The sequence below is a fragment of the Bradyrhizobium sp. LMG 9283 genome (assembly GCF_045571415.1).
Taxonomy (GTDB): Bacteria; Pseudomonadota; Alphaproteobacteria; order Rhizobiales; family Xanthobacteraceae; genus Bradyrhizobium.
Window position 1 is genome coordinate 6492613 of record NZ_CP120691.1, and the last position, 17464, is coordinate 6510076.

At 64.2% G+C, this 17464-nt stretch carries 15 protein-coding genes; 7 read left to right on the forward strand and 8 right to left on the reverse strand.

Going from position 1 to position 17464, the window contains the following annotated elements; translation table 11 throughout:
* Positions 1–171 precede the first annotated feature (171 nt).
* Together P6U29_RS30545 and P6U29_RS30550 are read left to right on the forward strand one after the other, a co-directional pair.
* A complete protein-coding gene (locus P6U29_RS30545) occupies positions 172–6468 on the forward strand; it encodes a HAMP domain-containing protein (protein ID WP_407114068.1) in 6297 nt (2098 codons plus the stop codon).
* 13 nt (positions 6469–6481) lie between these two features.
* Positions 6482–7969 (forward strand): HWE histidine kinase domain-containing protein, encoded by a 1488-nt coding sequence (locus P6U29_RS30550; protein WP_407114069.1) that lies wholly within the window; start codon positions 6482–6484, stop codon positions 7967–7969.
* Here the strand turns inward: P6U29_RS30550 and P6U29_RS30555 are convergent.
* Positions 7966–8187, reverse strand: a complete 222-nt coding sequence (locus P6U29_RS30555; protein ID WP_407114070.1) for a hypothetical protein — start codon at positions 8185–8187, stop codon at positions 7966–7968. The two genes, P6U29_RS30550 and P6U29_RS30555, sit on opposite strands and share 4 nt — an antisense overlap.
* A gap of 141 nt (positions 8188–8328) precedes the next feature.
* Here P6U29_RS30555 and P6U29_RS30560 point away from each other — a divergent pair, with 141 nt between their 5' ends.
* Both P6U29_RS30560 and P6U29_RS30565 read left to right on the forward strand, forming a co-directional pair.
* The gene (locus P6U29_RS30560) at positions 8329–8586 is read left to right on the forward strand and encodes a hypothetical protein (protein ID WP_407114071.1); all 258 of its coding nucleotides are present in this window, start codon (positions 8329–8331) and stop codon (positions 8584–8586) included.
* Positions 8587–8680: 94 nt separating this feature from the next.
* Positions 8681–8920, forward strand: coding sequence for a hypothetical protein (locus P6U29_RS30565; protein ID WP_407114072.1), 240 nt, complete (start codon positions 8681–8683; stop codon positions 8918–8920).
* 202 nt (positions 8921–9122) lie between these two features.
* Here P6U29_RS30565 and P6U29_RS30570 read toward each other — a convergent pair whose 3' ends face one another.
* Positions 9123–9344 carry a hypothetical protein gene (locus tag P6U29_RS30570; protein ID WP_407114073.1) on the reverse strand — a complete coding sequence of 74 codons (222 nt, stop codon included), beginning with the start codon at positions 9342–9344 and terminating at the stop codon, positions 9123–9125.
* A 115-nt stretch (positions 9345–9459) separates the two neighbouring features.
* Between P6U29_RS30570 and P6U29_RS30575 the strand changes: the two genes are divergently transcribed.
* The gene (locus P6U29_RS30575; protein ID WP_407114074.1) at positions 9460–9654 is read left to right on the forward strand and encodes a DUF3072 domain-containing protein; all 195 of its coding nucleotides are present in this window, start codon (positions 9460–9462) and stop codon (positions 9652–9654) included.
* 88 nt (positions 9655–9742) lie between these two features.
* Positions 9743–10030, forward strand: coding sequence for a DUF6496 domain-containing protein (locus tag P6U29_RS30580; RefSeq protein WP_407114075.1), 288 nt, complete (start codon positions 9743–9745; stop codon positions 10028–10030).
* Positions 10031–10042: 12 nt separating this feature from the next.
* Here the strand turns inward: P6U29_RS30580 and P6U29_RS30585 are convergent, their stop codons facing one another.
* Entirely contained in the window at positions 10043–10405 is a 363-nt protein-coding gene (locus tag P6U29_RS30585; protein ID WP_407119457.1) for a hypothetical protein, read from the reverse strand.
* Positions 10406–10677: 272 nt separating this feature from the next.
* Positions 10678–12213, reverse strand: a complete 1536-nt coding sequence (locus tag P6U29_RS30590; protein WP_407114076.1) for a Do family serine endopeptidase — start codon at positions 12211–12213, stop codon at positions 10678–10680.
* A gap of 203 nt (positions 12214–12416) precedes the next feature.
* Here P6U29_RS30590 and P6U29_RS30595 point away from each other — a divergent pair, with 203 nt between their 5' ends.
* Positions 12417–13253: a universal stress protein gene (locus P6U29_RS30595; RefSeq protein ID WP_407114077.1), complete on the forward strand. Its 837-nt coding sequence runs from the start codon at positions 12417–12419 to the stop codon at positions 13251–13253.
* A 20-nt stretch (positions 13254–13273) separates the two neighbouring features.
* On the opposite strand, the gene P6U29_RS30600 is transcribed toward P6U29_RS30595, so the two are convergent.
* The 4 genes from P6U29_RS30600 to cbbX form a co-directional block, all read right to left on the reverse strand.
* Entirely contained in the window at positions 13274–13486 is a 213-nt protein-coding gene (locus tag P6U29_RS30600; RefSeq protein WP_407114078.1) for a hypothetical protein, read from the reverse strand.
* A 177-nt stretch (positions 13487–13663) separates the two neighbouring features.
* Positions 13664–15514, reverse strand: coding sequence for a putative bifunctional diguanylate cyclase/phosphodiesterase (locus P6U29_RS30605; protein WP_407114079.1), 1851 nt, complete (start codon positions 15512–15514; stop codon positions 13664–13666).
* A 253-nt stretch (positions 15515–15767) separates the two neighbouring features.
* On the reverse strand, positions 15768–16505 hold the full coding sequence (gene rpe, locus P6U29_RS30610) for a ribulose-phosphate 3-epimerase (protein WP_407114080.1): 738 nt from the start codon (positions 16503–16505) through the stop codon (positions 15768–15770).
* Positions 16502–17437 carry a CbbX protein gene (gene cbbX, locus P6U29_RS30615; protein ID WP_407114081.1) on the reverse strand — a complete coding sequence of 312 codons (936 nt, stop codon included), beginning with the start codon at positions 17435–17437 and terminating at the stop codon, positions 16502–16504. The genes rpe and cbbX overlap by 4 nt, the downstream gene beginning before the upstream one ends.
* Between the last annotated feature and the right edge of the window lie 27 nt (positions 17438–17464).

Consider the following 17464-nt stretch of genomic DNA (forward strand, 5'->3'; position numbering starts at 1 on the left):
AGTGGCTTGGAACCAATTCGGAGGATCATCGTTATCTCGGCCGGGCTGAGCAAAGCGGGTTCCATTTCCTAGCGCCGCACGTTGGCGCTTGATTTCGAGTTTGGCTGACGCTCTATTTCATTACCAAACGCGTCTTGCCGTGGATTCGGCCGACGCCTGCGGGGGAATCATATGAGCGACCTCGATCCCGGAACTGCATCCCGCTCCGGTCGTCGCGTCCCAAAGCCAAGAACCAATGGTACGTCGGAGCCGGATTCCCGGGCGGAGCTGTTGCTCGCCTTGCAGGCGATGCGCAGCGGTGACTTTTCGGTGCGGATGAGCGGCGACTATCTCGGCATCGACGGCAAGATTGCCGACACCCTCAACGAAATCATCGCCGCCAACCAGCGCATGGCGCAGCAGCTCGAGCTGGTCGGCCAGGTGGTGGGGCGCGAAGGCAAGACCCGCCAGCGCGTGAAGTTCGGCCTCGCCTCAGGCTCCTGGGCCGACATGGAAGGTTCGGTCAACACGCTGATCGACGACCTCTTGTGGCCGACGCGCGAGGTGACGCGCGCAGTCGCCGCCGTCGCACAAGGTGACCTGCTCCAGACCGTCAAGCTCGACGTCGATGGCCGTCCGCTCGGCGGCGAGTTTTTGCAGTCGGCGACCATCGTCAACACCATGATCAAGCAGCTCGGCGTGTTCACCTCCGAGGTGACGCGCGTCGCGCGCGAGGTCGGCACCGAAGGCAAGCTCGGAGGCCAGGCCCAAGTGCCGGAGGTGACCGGCGTCTGGAAGGATCTGACCGAGAGCGTCAACTCGATGGCGAACAACCTGACCAACCAGGTTCGCAACATCGCCGAGGTGACGATCGCGGTCGCCAACGGCGACCTCTCCAAGAAGATCACGGTTGACGTCCGCGGCGAGATCCTTCAGCTCAAGGAAGCCATCAACACGATGGTGGACCAGCTCCGCTCTTTCGCTTCCGAAGTGACGCGCGTCGCGCGCGAGGTCGGTACCGACGGCAAGCTCGGTGGCCAGGCCATCGTGCCCGGCGTCGCCGGCACCTGGAAGGACCTGACCGACTCCGTCAACGCGATGTGCGGCAACCTCACCGCGCAGGTCCGCAACATCGCCAACGTCACCACCGCCGTGGCGCGCGGCGACCTCTCACGCAAGATCACGGTCGACGTGCGCGGCGAGATCCTGGAGCTGAAGGACACCATCAATACCATGGTGGACCAGCTCAACTCCTTCGCCTCGGAAGTGACGCGCGTGGCGCGCGAGGTGGGCACGGAAGGTAAGCTCGGCGGCCAGGCCCAGGTGCCCGGCGTGGCCGGCACCTGGAAGGACCTGACCGACAACGTCAACTTCATGGCCTCAAACCTGACCGCGCAGGTCCGCAACATCGCCGATGTCGCCACCGCCATCGCAAGCGGCGACCTCTCGAAGAAGATCACGGTGAACGTCTCGGGCGAAATCCTTCAGCTGAAGGAGACGCTCAATACCATGGTCGACCAGCTCAACGCCTTCGCCGGCGAGGTGACGCGCGTCGCACGCGAGGTCGGCACCGAAGGCCGCCTCGGCGGCCAGGCCAACGTGCTCGGCGTCGCCGGCACCTGGAAGGACCTGACCGAGAGCGTCAACTCGATGGCCTCGAACCTGACCGCGCAGGTCCGCAACATCGCGGAGGTGACGACGGCGGTCGCCGGCGGCGACCTGTCGAAGAAGATCACCGTGGACGTGCGCGGCGAGATCCTGGAGCTGAAGGACACCATCAACACCATGGTGGACCAGCTCAACGCCTTCGCCGGCGAAGTCACACGCGTCGCCCGCGAGGTCGGCACCGAAGGCAAGCTCGGCGGCCAGGCGGTGGTGCGCGGCGTCGGCGGCACTTGGAAGGACCTCACCGACAGCGTCAACTCGATGGCCTCAAACCTGACCGGCCAGGTCCGCAACATTGCCGAGGTCGCGACGGCGGTGGCGAAGGGCGACTTGTCCAAGAAGATCACGGTGAATGTGTCGGGCGAAATCCTTCAGCTGAAGGAGACGCTCAACACCATGGTCGACCAGCTCAACGCCTTCGCTGGCGAAGTCACGCGCGTCGCCCGCGAGGTCGGCACCGACGGCAAGCTCGGCGGCCAGGCGGACGTGCCCGGCGTCGCCGGCACCTGGAAGGATTTGACCGACTCCGTGAACTCGATGGCGGGCAATCTGACCGCCCAGGTGCGCAACATCGCCGAAGTCGCGACCGCGATCGCCGGTGGTGACCTGTCCCGCAAGATCACCGTGGACGTGCGCGGCGAGATCCTTCAGCTCAAGGACACGCTGAACACGATGGTCGACCAGCTCAACCGCTTCGCGGGCGAGGTGACGCGCGTTGCGCGCGAGGTCGGCACCGAAGGCCGTCTCGGCGGTCAGGCCAATGTGCCCGGCGTGGCCGGCACCTGGAAGGACCTCACCGACAGCGTGAACTCGATGGCGGGCAACCTCACCGCCCAGGTCCGCAACATCGCCGAAGTGACGACTGCCGTGGCGCGCGGCGACTTGTCCCGCAAGATCACCGTCGACGTGAAGGGCGAAATCCTCGAACTGAAGAACACCATCAACACCATGGTGGACCAGCTCAATGGCTTTGCCGGCGAAGTCACGCGCGTCGCCCGCGAGGTCGGCACCGAAGGCAAGCTCGGCGGTCAGGCCGAGGTGCCCGGCGTTGCCGGCACCTGGAAGGACCTCACCGACAACGTCAACTTCATGGCCTCCAACCTGACGGCCCAGGTCCGCAACATCGCCGAGGTCGCGACCGCCATTGCCGGCGGCGACCTCTCCAAGAAGATCACGGTGGACGTGCGCGGCGAGATCCTTCTCTTGAAGGACACGCTGAACACGATGGTCGAGCAGCTCCGCTCCTTTGCCGCCGAAGTGACGCGCGTCGCGCGCGAGGTCGGCACCGAGGGACGGCTCGGCGGGCAGGCCGTCGTGCCCGGCGTCGGCGGCACCTGGAAGGACCTCACCGACAACGTCAACCTGCTCGCCGCGAATCTCACCACGCAGGTCCGCAACATCGCCGAAGTGACCACGGCGGTCGCGCGCGGCGACCTCTCGCGCAAGATCACCGTGGACGTGAAGGGCGAGATCCTCGAGCTGAAGAACACCATCAACACCATGGTGGACCAGCTCAACGCCTTCGCCGGCGAAGTCACGCGCGTGGCGCGCGAGGTCGGCACCGAGGGCAAGCTCGGTGGCCAGGCGCAGGTGCCCGGCGTTGCGGGGACGTGGAAGGATCTCACCGACACCGTCAATTTCATGGCGGCGAACCTGACGGAGCAGGTGCGCGGCATCGTCAAGGTGGTGACCGCGGTCGCCAATGGCGATTTGAAGCAGAACCTCACCGTGAAATCGAAGGGCGAGGTCGCGGCGCTCGCCGACACCATCAACAACATGACCGAGACGCTCGCGACCTTCGCCGATCAGGTGACGTCGGTGGCGCGCGAGGTCGGCGTCGAAGGCCGGCTCGGAGGCCAGGCCAACGTGCCGGGCGCGGCCGGCACCTGGAAAGATCTCACCGGCAACGTCAATCTGCTCGCGGCCAACCTCACCTCGCAGGTGCGCGCGATCGCGGAAGTCGCGACCGCAGTGACCAAGGGCGACCTGACGCGCTCGATCCAGGTCGATGCCCGCGGCGAGGTCGCGGAGCTCAAGGACAACATCAACACGATGATCACCAACCTGCGGCTCACGACCGAGCTGAACACCGAGCAGGATTGGCTGAAGACGAACCTCGCGAAATTCACCAACATGCTCCAGGGCCAGCGCGACCTCACCACGGTCGGCCGGCTGCTGCTCACCGAACTGTCGCCGCTGGTGAACGCGCATACCGGCGTGATCTACCAGGTCGAGAACGAGAACGACCCGCAGCTCCTGCTGCTCGCCTCGTACGCCAGCGATGGCGTCTACCCCTATCAGCGCGTTTTGCAGTTCGGCGAGGGCCTGATCGGCCAGTGCGCTCTCGACAAGCGGCCGCGTATGGTCGCCGACATTCCATCCGACGTGGTGCCGATCAACTCGGCGCTGTTCCGCGTAGCGCCGAAGAACCTCGTCGTGCTGCCGGTCCTGTTCGAGGGGCAGGTCAAAGCCGTGATCGAGCTCGCCTCGCTCGTCTCCTTCACCACCTCGCAGATGACGTTCCTGGAGCAGCTCACCGACTCCATCGGCATCGTGCTCAATTCGATCGAGGCTACGATGCAGACCGAAGGTCTGCTCAAGCAGTCGCAGCAGCTCGCCGGCGAGCTGCAGACCCAGCAGCGCGAATTGCAGCAGACCAACGACCAGCTCGAGCAGAAGGCGCAGCAGCTCGCCGAGCGCAACGTCGAGGTCGAGCGCAAGAACCAGGAGATCGAGCAGGCCCGCCGCGCGCTCGAGGAAAAGGCGACCGAGCTCGCGCTGACCTCGAAATACAAGTCCGAATTCCTCGCCAATATGAGCCACGAGCTGCGCACGCCGCTGAATTCGATCCTGATCCTCGGGCAGCAGCTCAGCGACAACCCGGATGGCAACCTCTCGGCCAAGCAGGTCGAATTCGCCCGCACCATCCACGGCGCCGGCACCGACCTGCTCAACCTCATCAGCGACATCCTCGATCTTTCCAAGATCGAGTCCGGCACGGTGACGGTCGACGCCGAGGAGATCCTGACCGCGAACCTGCTCGAGACCGTCGGCCGGCCGTTCCGGCACGAGGCAGACAACCGCAATCTGTCGTTCAAGATCGACATCGATCCGAACCTGCCGCGCAGCATCGTCACCGATTCCAAGCGCCTGCAACAGGTCCTGAAGAACCTGCTCTCGAACGCCTTCAAGTTCACCGCCGAAGGCGAAGTGCGCCTGAAGGTCGCCGGCGCGGTCGGCGGCTGGGGGACCGATCACCCGGTGCTGAACTCCGCGCCGGCCGTGATCGCCTTCGAAGTGTCCGATACCGGCATCGGCATCCCCCTGGAGAAGCAGAAGCTGATCTTCGAGGCATTCCAGCAGGCGGATGCCGGCACCAGCCGAAAGTATGGCGGCACCGGACTCGGGCTCGCCATCAGCCGCGAGCTCGCGAGCCTGCTCGGAGGCGAAATCCACCTGCGCAGCGCGCCGGGCAAGGGCTCGTCCTTCACGCTTTATCTGCCGCTGAAGTATTCCGGCCCGACGCTCGCGCCGCGGGCTGCGCCGGCGTCACAGCAATACAGCCAGCCGCTGGCACTACAGCCGGCCGTGCCTGACCAGCAGCGCGTCATCGAGCAGCTTCCCGACGATCGACTCAACCTCGAGCCCGGGGACACCATCATCCTGATCGTCGAGGACGACCCGCATTATGCCCGCGTGCTGGTCGATCTGGCCCGCGACAGGGGCTTCAAGGTTCTGGTCGCTGCCCGTGGAGCCGAGGCGCTGGATCTCGCCAAGCAGTACCAGCCGACGGCCGTCTCGCTCGACGTGTTCCTGCCCGACATGCTCGGCTGGACCGTCCTGAGCCAGCTCAAGCACAATCCGCTGACCCGCCACATCCCCGTGCAGATCATTACGCTCGACGAGGACCGCCAGCATGCGCTGGCGCGCGGCGCGTTCTCCTTCGTCAACAAGCCGACAACCACCGAGGGCGTATCGGCCGCACTGACGCAGATCAAGGAATATGCGCGACCGCGGCGCAAGCGGCTGCTGATCGTCGAGGACAACGAGGCCGAGCAGCTTTCGATCCGCGAGCTGCTGCACCACGACGACATCGAGATCTTAGCCACGGATACCGGGGCCGGCGCGCTCTCGACGCTGCGCGAGCAGCCCTGCGATTGCGTGGTGCTCGACCTGCGGCTGCCCGACATGAGCGGATTCGAGGTGCTTGACCAGATCCGCAATGACGAGACGCTGTCGAACATCCCGGTCGTGGTGTTCACCGGACGCGAGCTCTCAGCGGAAGAGGATGCCGAGCTCCACACCATGGCGCGCAGCATCGTGGTCAAGGGCGTGGAGTCGCCGGAACGCCTGCTCGACGAGACCGCGCTGTTCCTGCACCGCGTGATCACGGAGCTGCCGGTCGAGAAGCAGCGTATGCTGGAGAAGCTGAACAGTTCCGATGAGGACCTGATCGGCAAGACCGCACTGCTCGTCGATGACGACGCCCGGAACATCTTCGCCCTGTCGAGCGTGCTGGAACGACGCGGCATGAAGGTGCTGACGGCGACGACCGGCAGCGAGGCGGTGACACTGGTCGAATCGAATCCGGAGATCGCGATCGTGCTGATGGACATCATGATGCCGCAGATGGATGGCTATCAGACCATCGGCGTGATCCGCGAGAACCCGGCCTTCGCCCGTGTTCCGATCATTGCATTGACCGCCAAGGCGATGAAGGGCGACCGAGAGAAGTGCCTCGAAGCCGGCGCGTCCGACTACCTCGCCAAGCCGGTCAACACCGACCAATTGCTGCTTGCGATCCGCATGTGGCTGCACCGCTGAGTGGAATCCGCGAATGGACCACGAAAAGGTCAACATCCTCCTCGTCGACGATCAGCCCGCCAAGCTGCTCGCCTATGAGGTGATTCTGAAGGATCTCGGCGAGAACCTCGTGATCGCCTCCTCGGGGCGTGAGGCGTTGGAGGTTCTGCTCAAGACCGAGATCGCGGTGATCCTGGTCGACGTCTGCATGCCCGAGCTCGATGGTTTCGAGCTCGCCGCGATGATCCGCGAGCATCCGCGCTTCCAGAAGACCGCGATGATCTTCATCTCGGCCATCCAGGTCAGCGACATCGACCGGTTGCGCGGCTACGAGATGGGCGCGGTCGATTACGTGCCGGTACCGGTCGTGCCGGAAGTGCTGCGCGCCAAGATCAAGGTGTTTGCTGAGCTCTATCGCAAGACGCGCGAGCTCGAACGGCTGAACCACGAACTGGAGGACCGCGTCCGCGCACGCACCGCGGAACTGGAGAGCTCCACCGCGAAGCTGCGCGAGAGTGAGCAGCGGCGCAGCATGGCGATCGCTGCCGGCAAGATGGGGTCCTGGGACTGGGACTGGATCAGCGGCGATTGGATGTGGGACGAGGGGCAGTACCGCATCTTCGGCGTCGGCCCGGAGAGCTTCGAGGTCAATCCGGCCAACGTTCAGGCGCTGTTGCACCCCGATGACGTCGATCAATTGCGCAAAGCGATCGCCGAATTCAACAAGGGCACGCGCGCCTACGAAACAGAGTTCCGCATCGTGCGGCCCGACGGCGAGGTGCGCTGGTGCGTCGGCACGGCGGCCGCGACGGTCGACGAGAGCGGGCGCGTGGTGCGCGTCAGCGGCGTCACCGTCGACATCACCGAGCGCAAGCGCGCCGAGGAGCGGCAGAACCTCCTCGCGCGGGAAGTCGATCATCGCGCCAAAAATGCGCTGGCGCTGGCGCAGTCGATCGTGCGCCTCACGCGGGCCGACGGGGTCAAGGCCTATGTCAACGCGGTGGAGGGGCGCATCAATGCACTGGCGCGCGTGCACACCATCCTGTCGCTGTCGAGCTGGCAGGGCGCTGAGCTTTCCAAGTTGATCGACGAGGAGCTTGCGCCCTATTCGCTCGGCGACCAGATCAGATTGGCAGGTCCCGAAGTTCAGTTGCGGCCGGCAACGGCCCAGACGCTGGCGCTCGCACTGCACGAGCTCTTCACCAACTCGGCAAAGTATGGCGCGCTCTCGACCCGATCGGGACGGCTCGCGATCCATTGGCAGGTCGCGGACGAGCTGCTCACGCTGTGTTGGGAGGAATCGGGCGGTCCGCTGGTCATGACACCGAAATCGCGCGGCTTCGGCACGCGGAGCCTGCTTGCGAGCATCGAGTCCCAGCTTGGCGGACAGGCGCAGTTCGATTGGCGTGCCGAGGGCCTGTTGTGCCGTCTGGAGGTGCCGTTGACACGCAAGACGGCGACGACCGCACCCGGCAAATTCGATACCGCCGGCCCCGCCGAATTGCAGCGCGCGTCCGGCTAACCGGACGCTGCGCTCGTCACGCGCCGGGCCATCCGCGGTTCACGCGCGACCCGTCCTTCCAGCCAGGCCTCCGTTCGGGCGAGATCGCGCAACGCCCTGGCGTAGCGGCGTGCCGCATTTCGCTCTGCTCCGCGCGGCAGCCTGCGGGCTTTGCGCAAGATGTCCGCGGCCGCGTTACGATAGGCCAGCGAGCGGTAAAGAAAGACTACCTTGCCCATAGCGATATTCCCGTTTTGACGGCCCCCATCCTCGCAAGCCCGGCATGAACGTCGGATGAAGCCAGTGATGACAAATTCCTTCGATCGGATGGAACCAGGGACTTGCGCGTGCGTTGGCATGCCAGTTCGGGATGCAGTCCCATGCGCACCAAGAAGTCGTCAGAGCTGATTTCCGCCAGCGGCCTTATCAAACTGATGACGCATGTAATGATGGGCGCAGCCCTCGGCCTCATCTTCAGTCTTGCGCTCGTCCTGTCCAATCCGGCCGTGGCAAACCTGCTCAATAACGGCGGAAGCCAAGCCGTTGCGGTCTTCGTCGTCACCTTGGTGACGACGTTCGCGATCGGCGCGACGCTCACTGGCGTCGTGTTCATCCTCGCAGAGGACAAGCAATCTTGAAGCGTGCGTGACGCGTGGGAAATGCTTCGTTGGGAACTCCTGCGGCGAATAGCGGTTGGCTGCCTGCGTCAATTTAACTCAGGGAGTTTCCCGCATGAAGACGACCAAGCTCGCTCTCGCCGTGATGTTGGCAACCGGCCTAGCCGCCGCGCCGTTCGCCGCCCAGGCCAAGTCGAAGGCCAAGCATGGATCCTCGATGTCATCCTCGCAGACCACCGGCGCCAATACCAAGTCTACCAGGGGCGCTGATCCTTCCGGCCAAGGCGGCTCTGGTCCCGGCTCCGATCAGGGCGGCACCATGACGAAAAAAGGCGGCATGACCAATACCAAATAGACGCTCCCTGGAATCCATGCAGGGCTCCGCCATTGCGGAGCCCTTGCCCTGGGCTCGACGCTCCAAGCTGTCAGGATCCGGCATCCGCGAGCTTCGGGCACTCGCGTTGGACGCGCACATTCAACCGCGATCGCGGTTCGACGCGCAGTTGCGAGATCCGGTACGGGTCCTGCTCTTCCTCCCCCACACGCTTCCAAAGATCTCAGCGGCGTCCGATTGCGCGTGCGGGATTGCCGACTGTCTTCACGGGACGAAGGCGAACCCGGTCGCGGACATCAGGCAGAACGTCGCTGCCACCAGCCGCCCTCCATTCGCCGATCAGGAGGTTGATTTTCCGGCGCAGATCCATCTGCGCCAAGGCCCTTTCTGTGCAGTCGCGGTCGCGCTCGACGAGGTCGCGCACCGACGCCTCGACGTCGGCCATCTCAAGCCTCAAAGCTCTGATTTTACGTCGAATTTCATTAATTCTGTTGTCCATGGCTTGTTAGAACAAAATAAGAACATATAGTCAAGTCACGAATTCAGGACGGAGGAGCGGCATGCAGGTTCAAGGTAAATACGACGCCAGGGCTTTTCTGAGCGAGCAGATGACGCGAGCGCAGGGCCTCAGGCTGAAACGGCTGAGTGAAGAGGCCTATCAACCCGCCCAATACGCGCGGGATCTGTCCTTCAGCGAGGCCGCACGGCGCATCCAGGCCCTCGAAGCGGAGATCGAGCTGGCGAATTCCTTCTAGGCAGCGGTTCGCGTCTGGAACGTTGCATAGGCGCTCCCGGAACCATGGCGGTGCCGAATGGTTTTTCTTCGGCCAAGGGAGAACATGCATGGCACGCAAGGCAAAGAAACGCCGTTACTCACGCAGCGCCGGCAGCGATGTCGAAAGCGAGATGCGGCGCTACAAGAAGGGCACCGCGAAAAGCGGCCGTGGGGGACGCGGCGGCCGCGTGAAGAGCCGCAAGCAGGCGATCGCGATCGGACTGTCGAAGGCACGCAAGAAGGGCAAGAAGGTCCCGAAGAAGGCTTCGAAGCGCAAGAGCGCCAGGAAGACGTCCAGGACGTCATCGAAGAAGTCGTCGAAGAAGTCGTCGAAGCGCAAATCCAGCAAGCGCTGACGCTGACAAGTCTCAGATCATGCTCCCCGGCATGAAGCAGCGGATCGAAATCCCGAACGCAGTCTTCACCGGCCACACCATGGTGCGGCCGGCCCGGTTCGGCTCGGTGATGACGGCTTCGTCCGGCACCTCGATCCACTGTCCATCAAGACGCACGCGGTAACGCCCGTTGTGCGACTCCCAGTCGGGATCGGCAACGGCGACCCCATCCGCATCCGAGCAGCACGGACCCAGATGGCTGCGCAAACTGTCGAACCATGGCTTGAGGGGCGAGTCGGCGTAGCGGCCGTCGTCGCGCCCGAGCGCGTTTCCGTTCCAGAAGACCAACGGCGCCAGGAGCAGCGCACTCCTCAGCGAGAGCTTCAATCGATCCATGTCGGCACCGATCAAATGTGAACCACCGGCCAGTTCCACAAAGCGCCGGGAAGGCTCGAAGTTCCACCCTTGCAACTCGACTCCGCTGCTACGCTGCAGCAGAGCACAGAGGCACCGTGGAACTGTGACCGGCGAACACGGCTTTTTCGGACGCACGGGCTCATCATCCCTGCCGCTAACGAGAATGTTATCGGGCCTTGGCGACCTTGATTGCTTATGCGAAAGGCGGCCCAAGGGCCGCCCTTCTGGACTCGTACCGGTCGAGCTTCGCCTTACGCGAGCGGCACCGCGACGAAGCGGGTGGCATCCGCGCTTCTGACCTGCAACAGAACGCTGCGCTTGCCCGACGCTTTGGCCTGCGCCAGCTCCGAACGCACCTCGCCGACATTGCTGACAGCCTTGCCGCCGACATTGAGGATGACGTCGCCGGTCTGGATGCCGTGCTGCGCCGCCGGCCCTTGCGGGTCGACTTCGGTCACGACCACACCCTCCTGGCCGGCGCCCTGCACCTCGCCAGCCGGAGCCAGGCTGAGCCCAAGCCGCGGCGTACCGGCGTTCGGCTGCACCTGGCCGACGTCCGCCTTGGCCTGCCGCTCGTTCGGCAACTCGCCGAGCGTCAACGTCACGGTCTTGCTTTCACCCTTGTGGAAGACTTCTAGCTTCACCGAGGTGCCCGGCGCCAACGTGGCAATGGTGCGGGCGAGATCGCGGGAGTCCTTCACCGCATTGCCGTTGACGGCGGTGATGACGTCGCCCGCTTCGATACCAGCCTTGGCCGCCGGGCTGCCGTCCTGCGGATTATCGACGATGGCACCGCGCGCCTGCTTCAGGCCGAGGCTGTCGGCGATCTCGGAGGTCACGGGCTGCACCTGCACGCCGAGCCAGCCCCGGGTGACCGCGCCCTTGTCCTTCAATTGCGCGACGACGAGCTTGGCGGTCGAGGCCGGAATATCGAAGCCGATGCCGACCGAGCCGCCCGAGGGCGAGAAGATCGCAGTGTTCACACCGATGACGTTGCCGTTCATGTCGAAAGCCGGGCCGCCGGAATTGCCCTTGTTGATAGGCGCATCGATCTGGATGAAGTCGTCATAAGGACCGTTGCCGATATCCCGGCCGCTGGCCGAGACGATGCCGGCGGTCACAGTGCCGCCAAGACCGAAGGGGTTGCCGACCGCAACCACCCAGTCGCCGATGCGCGGCTTCTGGTCGGAGAACTTGACGAACGGAAAGTCCTTCTTGCCGTCGACCTTGATCAGGGCAAGGTCGGTCTTCGGATCGGTGCCGACCACTTTTGCGGTGTAGATGGTGCCGTCATCGGTCGTCACCTGCACGGACTCGGTGTGGTCGACGACGTGGTTGTTGGTCACGGCATAGCCGTCCGCGGAAATGAAGAAGCCGGAGCCTTCGCCCGTAATCACCTGATGGCGCTGGCGCGGGATGCCGTTCGGGCCGCCCGGGAAGCGGAAGCCGAACTGTCGCGAGAACTGGTCGAACGGCGTGTCCTCGTCCGAATCCATCCGATTCTGCTGCAGCATCGCGCTCTTGTCAGTGTCCTGGTCGATTTTGACCCGCACCGAGATCACCGCGGGTTTGACCTTGGCGACAAGATCGGCAAAGCCGGGCGGCGTCACGGCGGCTTCGGTGGCCTGAGCCGGCGCAATGAAGGAGTTCATCCCGAACGGCGAAGTGCCTGGGACAATTGACAGGGCGGCCACGCCCAGCGCGGCCGCGGTGCCGAGCAGCGCGAGCCGGCGCGGCCTCAAGATCTTGCGAGACGTGGTAATGTTGGAATTGACGCGATCGTTCATGTCGAAATGTCCATGTTGAGCTGATGTCGCCTTGCCCTCAACATGGTCGTTGCTACCTTACGGCGTCCCGTCCACCCGATTAAATCTCGGCAAAGAATGGGTGAGCGGGCGCAGCAGGCAAATGGTCGCTGGCCGTTTGATGCAGCTCAACACGGTGCAGTGAAAAATTGCAACCACCGGATGATGTCCACTGGAGGCACGCCATGTACAAAGACATTCTCGTCCACATTCCCACCGAACGTCCCATGCGTTCGGCGATCGAAGGCTCGATCTCGCTCGCGGCGAACCTGAACGCGCATCTCGACGCGGTCGCGGTCGGCTATGTCGCAACCAGTGCAGCTTACGTGATGGAGGGCGGCGCCGCGATGGCGGCCGTGTTCGAACTGGAACGCGAGCGCGCCGTAGAGCGGGCCGAGGCCGCGCTAGCCGTGTTCAAGAGCGAGGCGGCGAACGCCGGCATCTCCTATGCCTGCCACGCACTCGGCGCGATCCCGGCGGATGCAGCCGGCTCGGTCGGCGAGATGGCGCGACTGCACGACCTCAGCATCGTGCTCCAGCCTGATCCGACGCAAGGCTCGTTCGACAACGACATGCCGCGCGAGATCCTGTTCCAGGCGGGCGGCCCGGTGCTGTTCCTGCCTTACACCTTCCGTGGAGCCTTCAAGGCAAACCGGATCGGCATCTGCTGGGATGGCAGCCGCCTCGCTGCCCGCGCTGTGCGCGACGCAGCACCGTTCCTGGCGCGCGCCGCAGAGATCGTGATCATCACCATCAACGAGACCGACGCCGCCTCCAGCGAAGCGTCAGCGAACAGTCTGACAAAGCATCTCCGCCGGCGCGGACTGTCGACCCGCACGGTCGCCCTCTCGGCAACGCGCGCCGACATTCAACCGACCATCCTGTCGCTGGCGGCGGACGAGAGTCTCAATCTCCTGGTGATGGGCGGCTACGGCCATTCGCGGTTGCAGGAGCGCGTTCTTGGCGGCGTCACGCGCGCCATGCTGGAAGCCATGACGGTCCCGACACAGATGTCGCATTGAGCCGCGCCGGTTTGGCGCCGTCACGCCGCGACGGGAGCCTCCAATGTTGCGGGCGCGGCAGCGTCCTTGTCGCGTTGCACGTTGCAGGCGTCGAAATGCGCCTTGAGTTCGATTTCGGCGAGATGTTCGAAATGTTCGGCCCGGCCGAGGAGTTCCCAATTCTGGAGCGGCCGATAGGCCGCCTGCTGGCGACAGAGGGACGCCAGCGCCCGATAGCGACGTACGTTCTCCATGAGACTCTCCCTCGCTTGCTAGGGTTATTGCCCTGATTTGCGTCAGGTCGATGGCGGTTGTGCAAAAGATTTGCTGCGCCCCGCACCTGAACTCGGCTCGTTCTTGGGTCATGAGTATTCAGGCCAAAGTTCCAAATAGCGCCGACGGATGCCCGGAACCCCGCCACAGGCCAGGCGCTAGGCGTAGAGGCGGCGCTGCACGGTCACGCCGACGAGGTCGAGATAGCGTTCGATCAGGTCGGGCCGGCCGACGAGATAGCCCTGTATTTCCTCGCAGGCCTCCCGCGCCAGGAATGTACGCTGCGCTTCCGTTTCCACCCCTTCGGCAATGACCGGAATATTCAGGGCGTGCGCGAGGCTCAGGACCGCGCGGACAATCTCGGCCGATTGCGGTGTCGCCTCGAGATTCGAGATGAAGCTGCGATCGATCTTGATCTTGTCGAACGGGAACGACTGCAGATAGGACAGCGAGGAATAGCCGGTGCCGAAATCGTCCATCGCAATGCGGAGGCCGAGCGCCTTCAGCCGCCGCAGCAGATTGAGCGCGCGGGTGAAGTCGCCAATCAGCACGCCCTCGGTGATCTCGACCTCGAGCCGCGTCGGCGCGAGCCCCGTCTCCAACAGGATCTGGTGGATCGACCGCTCGAGATCGCCGGCCTGGAACTGGACCGGCGACAGATTGACGGCGACTTGGAGCGGCCGTGGCCAGGATGCCGCCTCGCGGCATGCTTCGCGCAAGGTCCATTCGCCGATCTGGACGATCAGCCCGTTCTCCTCGGCGAGCGGAATGAACTGGTCCGGTGGCACGAAGCCGCGCGTCGGGTGATTCCAGCGCAGCAGCGCCTCGAAACCGATGACCTCACCATCCACCCGCGCCTGCGGCTGGAAATGAACGAGGAGCTGGTTCTGCTCCAGCGCCTGTCGTAGATCGTGCTGCAATAGCCTGCGGTCGCGCAGCTCCTGGTCCATCTCGGATACGAAGCAGCGAACCCGGCCCCTGCCCTCGCGCTTGGCACGATAGAGGGCCGAGTCAGCATTGGCGAGCAGCGTCGCGGCGTTCATGCCGTCGTCCGGATAGAACGCGATGCCGACGCTGAGGCCTACGTTGGAGAGATAGTCGTCGACCTCCAGCTCCTTGCCGATCATCTCGACCAGGCGTTCAGCCAGCGCCAGAACGTCCTCACGACGTGTGTTCTCGGGCATCAGGACCATGAACTCGTCGCCGCCGACGCGGGCGACGAAGGCGCCTTCGGCTTCCGTGGCAAGTCGGTCAGCCGCCGCTCGCATCAGCATGTCGCCGACGGGGTGACCGAACACGTCGTTGACCTCCTTGAAGCGGTCGAGATCGAGGCTCAGCACGGCAAAGCTGGTCGCCGCCTCCTGCGCACGCTCCAACCGTTCGCCGAGCGCCGCGTTGAAGGCGCTGCGGTTCGGCAGGTCAGTCAGCACGTCATGATGCGCGAGATGGCTGATGCGCTGCCGGGTAGTGACGCGCTCTGTGACGTCCTCGATCACGCCAACCAGATATTGCGGATTCCCGTCGCCATCTGTGATCAGCATTTTGCGTGAATTGACGACGCGGTCGCGGCCTTTGACGCCCACTTCGAGCAGATGCTCCTCGAGGAACATCGGCATGCCGGTGGCAACGACGCGTCGATCCTGCTCATTGACCGCCCGGGCGACGTCGGCCGGGAAAATCTCTTCGGACGTTCGGCCCAGCATCTGTTCGCGCGGCATGCCGTAATAGTCTTCTCCGGCCTGATTGAGCAGGATGTAGCGCGAACTCTTCGCGCATTTTGCGAAGACGGCGATCGGGATGTTCTCGATGATGGTGTCGAGGAATTCGCGGGTCCCCAACAAATCCTGCTCGGCCTCGCCCGGCGCCTGCGCGTGCCAGTCCGTGATGCGTTGACACTCACGGGTCTCGTAGGCCGCGCTGACGAGCTCACCCAGTTTGCCGAGATCGACCTGTCCAGTCGTATCGGTCGCGCAACGAAGCTGCTCGGCGTACAAGCGATGTAGGCTCAAATCATCGCTCCACGCCGCACGCAGACGTCACGCCCGCAAATTTCTTCAGTCCGCATCCCCGCGCTCTCTCGCGTTCCTAAACCAGAGATTGAGACGATTAGAGTTGCGCAAGCGTTAATCGTGCGTTCGTCTCAAAGACGTTGGTTAGCCTGGCCTGAAGGAGGGGACGGCATTGCGCGGAAAGTCCCGTAAAAGCCCGGAGAGAATTGACACGCTTTGAGACAACAGGCACCGGAACGGTGTGGTCCGCCCCCTATCGGATGCGCGAAGTCTCCCTGGTCCGCAACGGCTGCCCGGAAATATCCCGCAGTCTTGTAACCCGCGCCGCCTCTGCGGCGAGGCGAATGGCCGCGATGTTTGCGGCATATTCCGCGCCATTCTTGCCGCGAAATACGGCAGAGCCCGCCACGAGCGTATCCGCGCCGGCCGCAGCAACCGCTGCCGCAGTGTCGTCGGTGACGCCGCCATCGACCTCGAGCCGGATCGGCCGGTCGCCGATCATGGTTCGAATTCGTCTAATCTTCTCGATCTGGGACTCGAGGAAGGACTGACCGCCGAAGCCGGGATTGACCGTCATGACAAGCACGAGATCGACGCGATCGAGCACGTATTGGATCGCGCTTTCCGGCGTCGCCGGGCACAGGCTGACGCCGGCCTTCTTGCCGAGCGCGCGGATCGCCTGCAGCGAGCGGTCGAGATGCGGACCCGCTTCGGCGTGGATCGTGATGACGTCAGCGCCTGCCTTCGCGAACGCCTCGAGATAGGAATCGACCGGCGCGATCATGAGATGCACGTCGAAGACCTTCTTCGTCATTGGCCGGATCGCCTTGATCACATCGGCGCCGAAACTGATGTTCGGAACGAAATGTCCGTCCATGACATCGCAATGGATCCAGTCGGCGCCGGCGGCATCGATGGCCGCGATCTCCTCGCCGAGACGGGCGAAGTCGGCGGCCAGGATCGAAGGGGCAACAAGGATCTCGCCGGTCATGCCTTCACGTTCCTTTCCGCAACCGGACCACCGTTGAAGACGCGGCTTGCGAGGACATCGGCCGGGTCGATCGTCTCGAGGTCGGCGACATCGAGCAAACGGTCGAGATCGGACACCAAGCGATCGGCCTGCCGCAAGCGGATGCGATCGACGGCATTGCGGACCGAGCGCGCATTGGAGAAGAACGGTTGGGTCCGGCGCAGCGCGATGTACTTCTCGAACGCATCGCGCGCTGCCGCCGAGAAGCGATAACCCCGCTCCTTCAGCATCAGCTCGGCGATGACGAGCAGCTCGGCTTCCGAATAATCCGGAAATTCGATGTGGTGCGCGATGCGCGAGCGGAAGCCGGGATTTGACGCGAAGAAGCTCGTCATCCGCTCGCCATAGCCGGCGAGGATCACGACGAGGTCCTCGCGCTGGTTCTCCATCACCTGGAGCAGGATCTCGATCGATTCCTGGCCATAGTCGCGCTCGTTGTCGGGACGATGCAGATAGTAGGCCTCATCGATGAACAGCACGCCGCCCATCGCCTTCTTCAGGATTTCCTTGGTCTTCGGCGCGGTGTGGCCGATATACTGGCCGACGAGATCGTCACGCGTCACCGAGATCACCTGCCCGCGGCGCACGAAGCCGAGGCCGTGCAGGATCTTGGCCATGCGCAGCGCGACGGTCGTCTTGCCTGTGCCGGGGTTTCCCGTGAACGACATGTGCAGCGTCGGCGGCGCGGCGGCAAGGCCCGCGCGCTGCCGGATGCGCTCGATCAGCAGCAACGAGGCGATCTGGCGCACGCGGTTCTTCACCGGCTTGAGCCCGATCAGCTCCTGATCGAGCTGTTGCAGCGTATCGGTGATCCCGGCCGCTTCAGCCTCCTTGCGGAGATCGAATTGGGTCTCGCTGTGTTCGGTCGTGGTTGCGTGGGGCACATCGAGCATCGGCACCTCGAATAAAAGGGCTTCGCC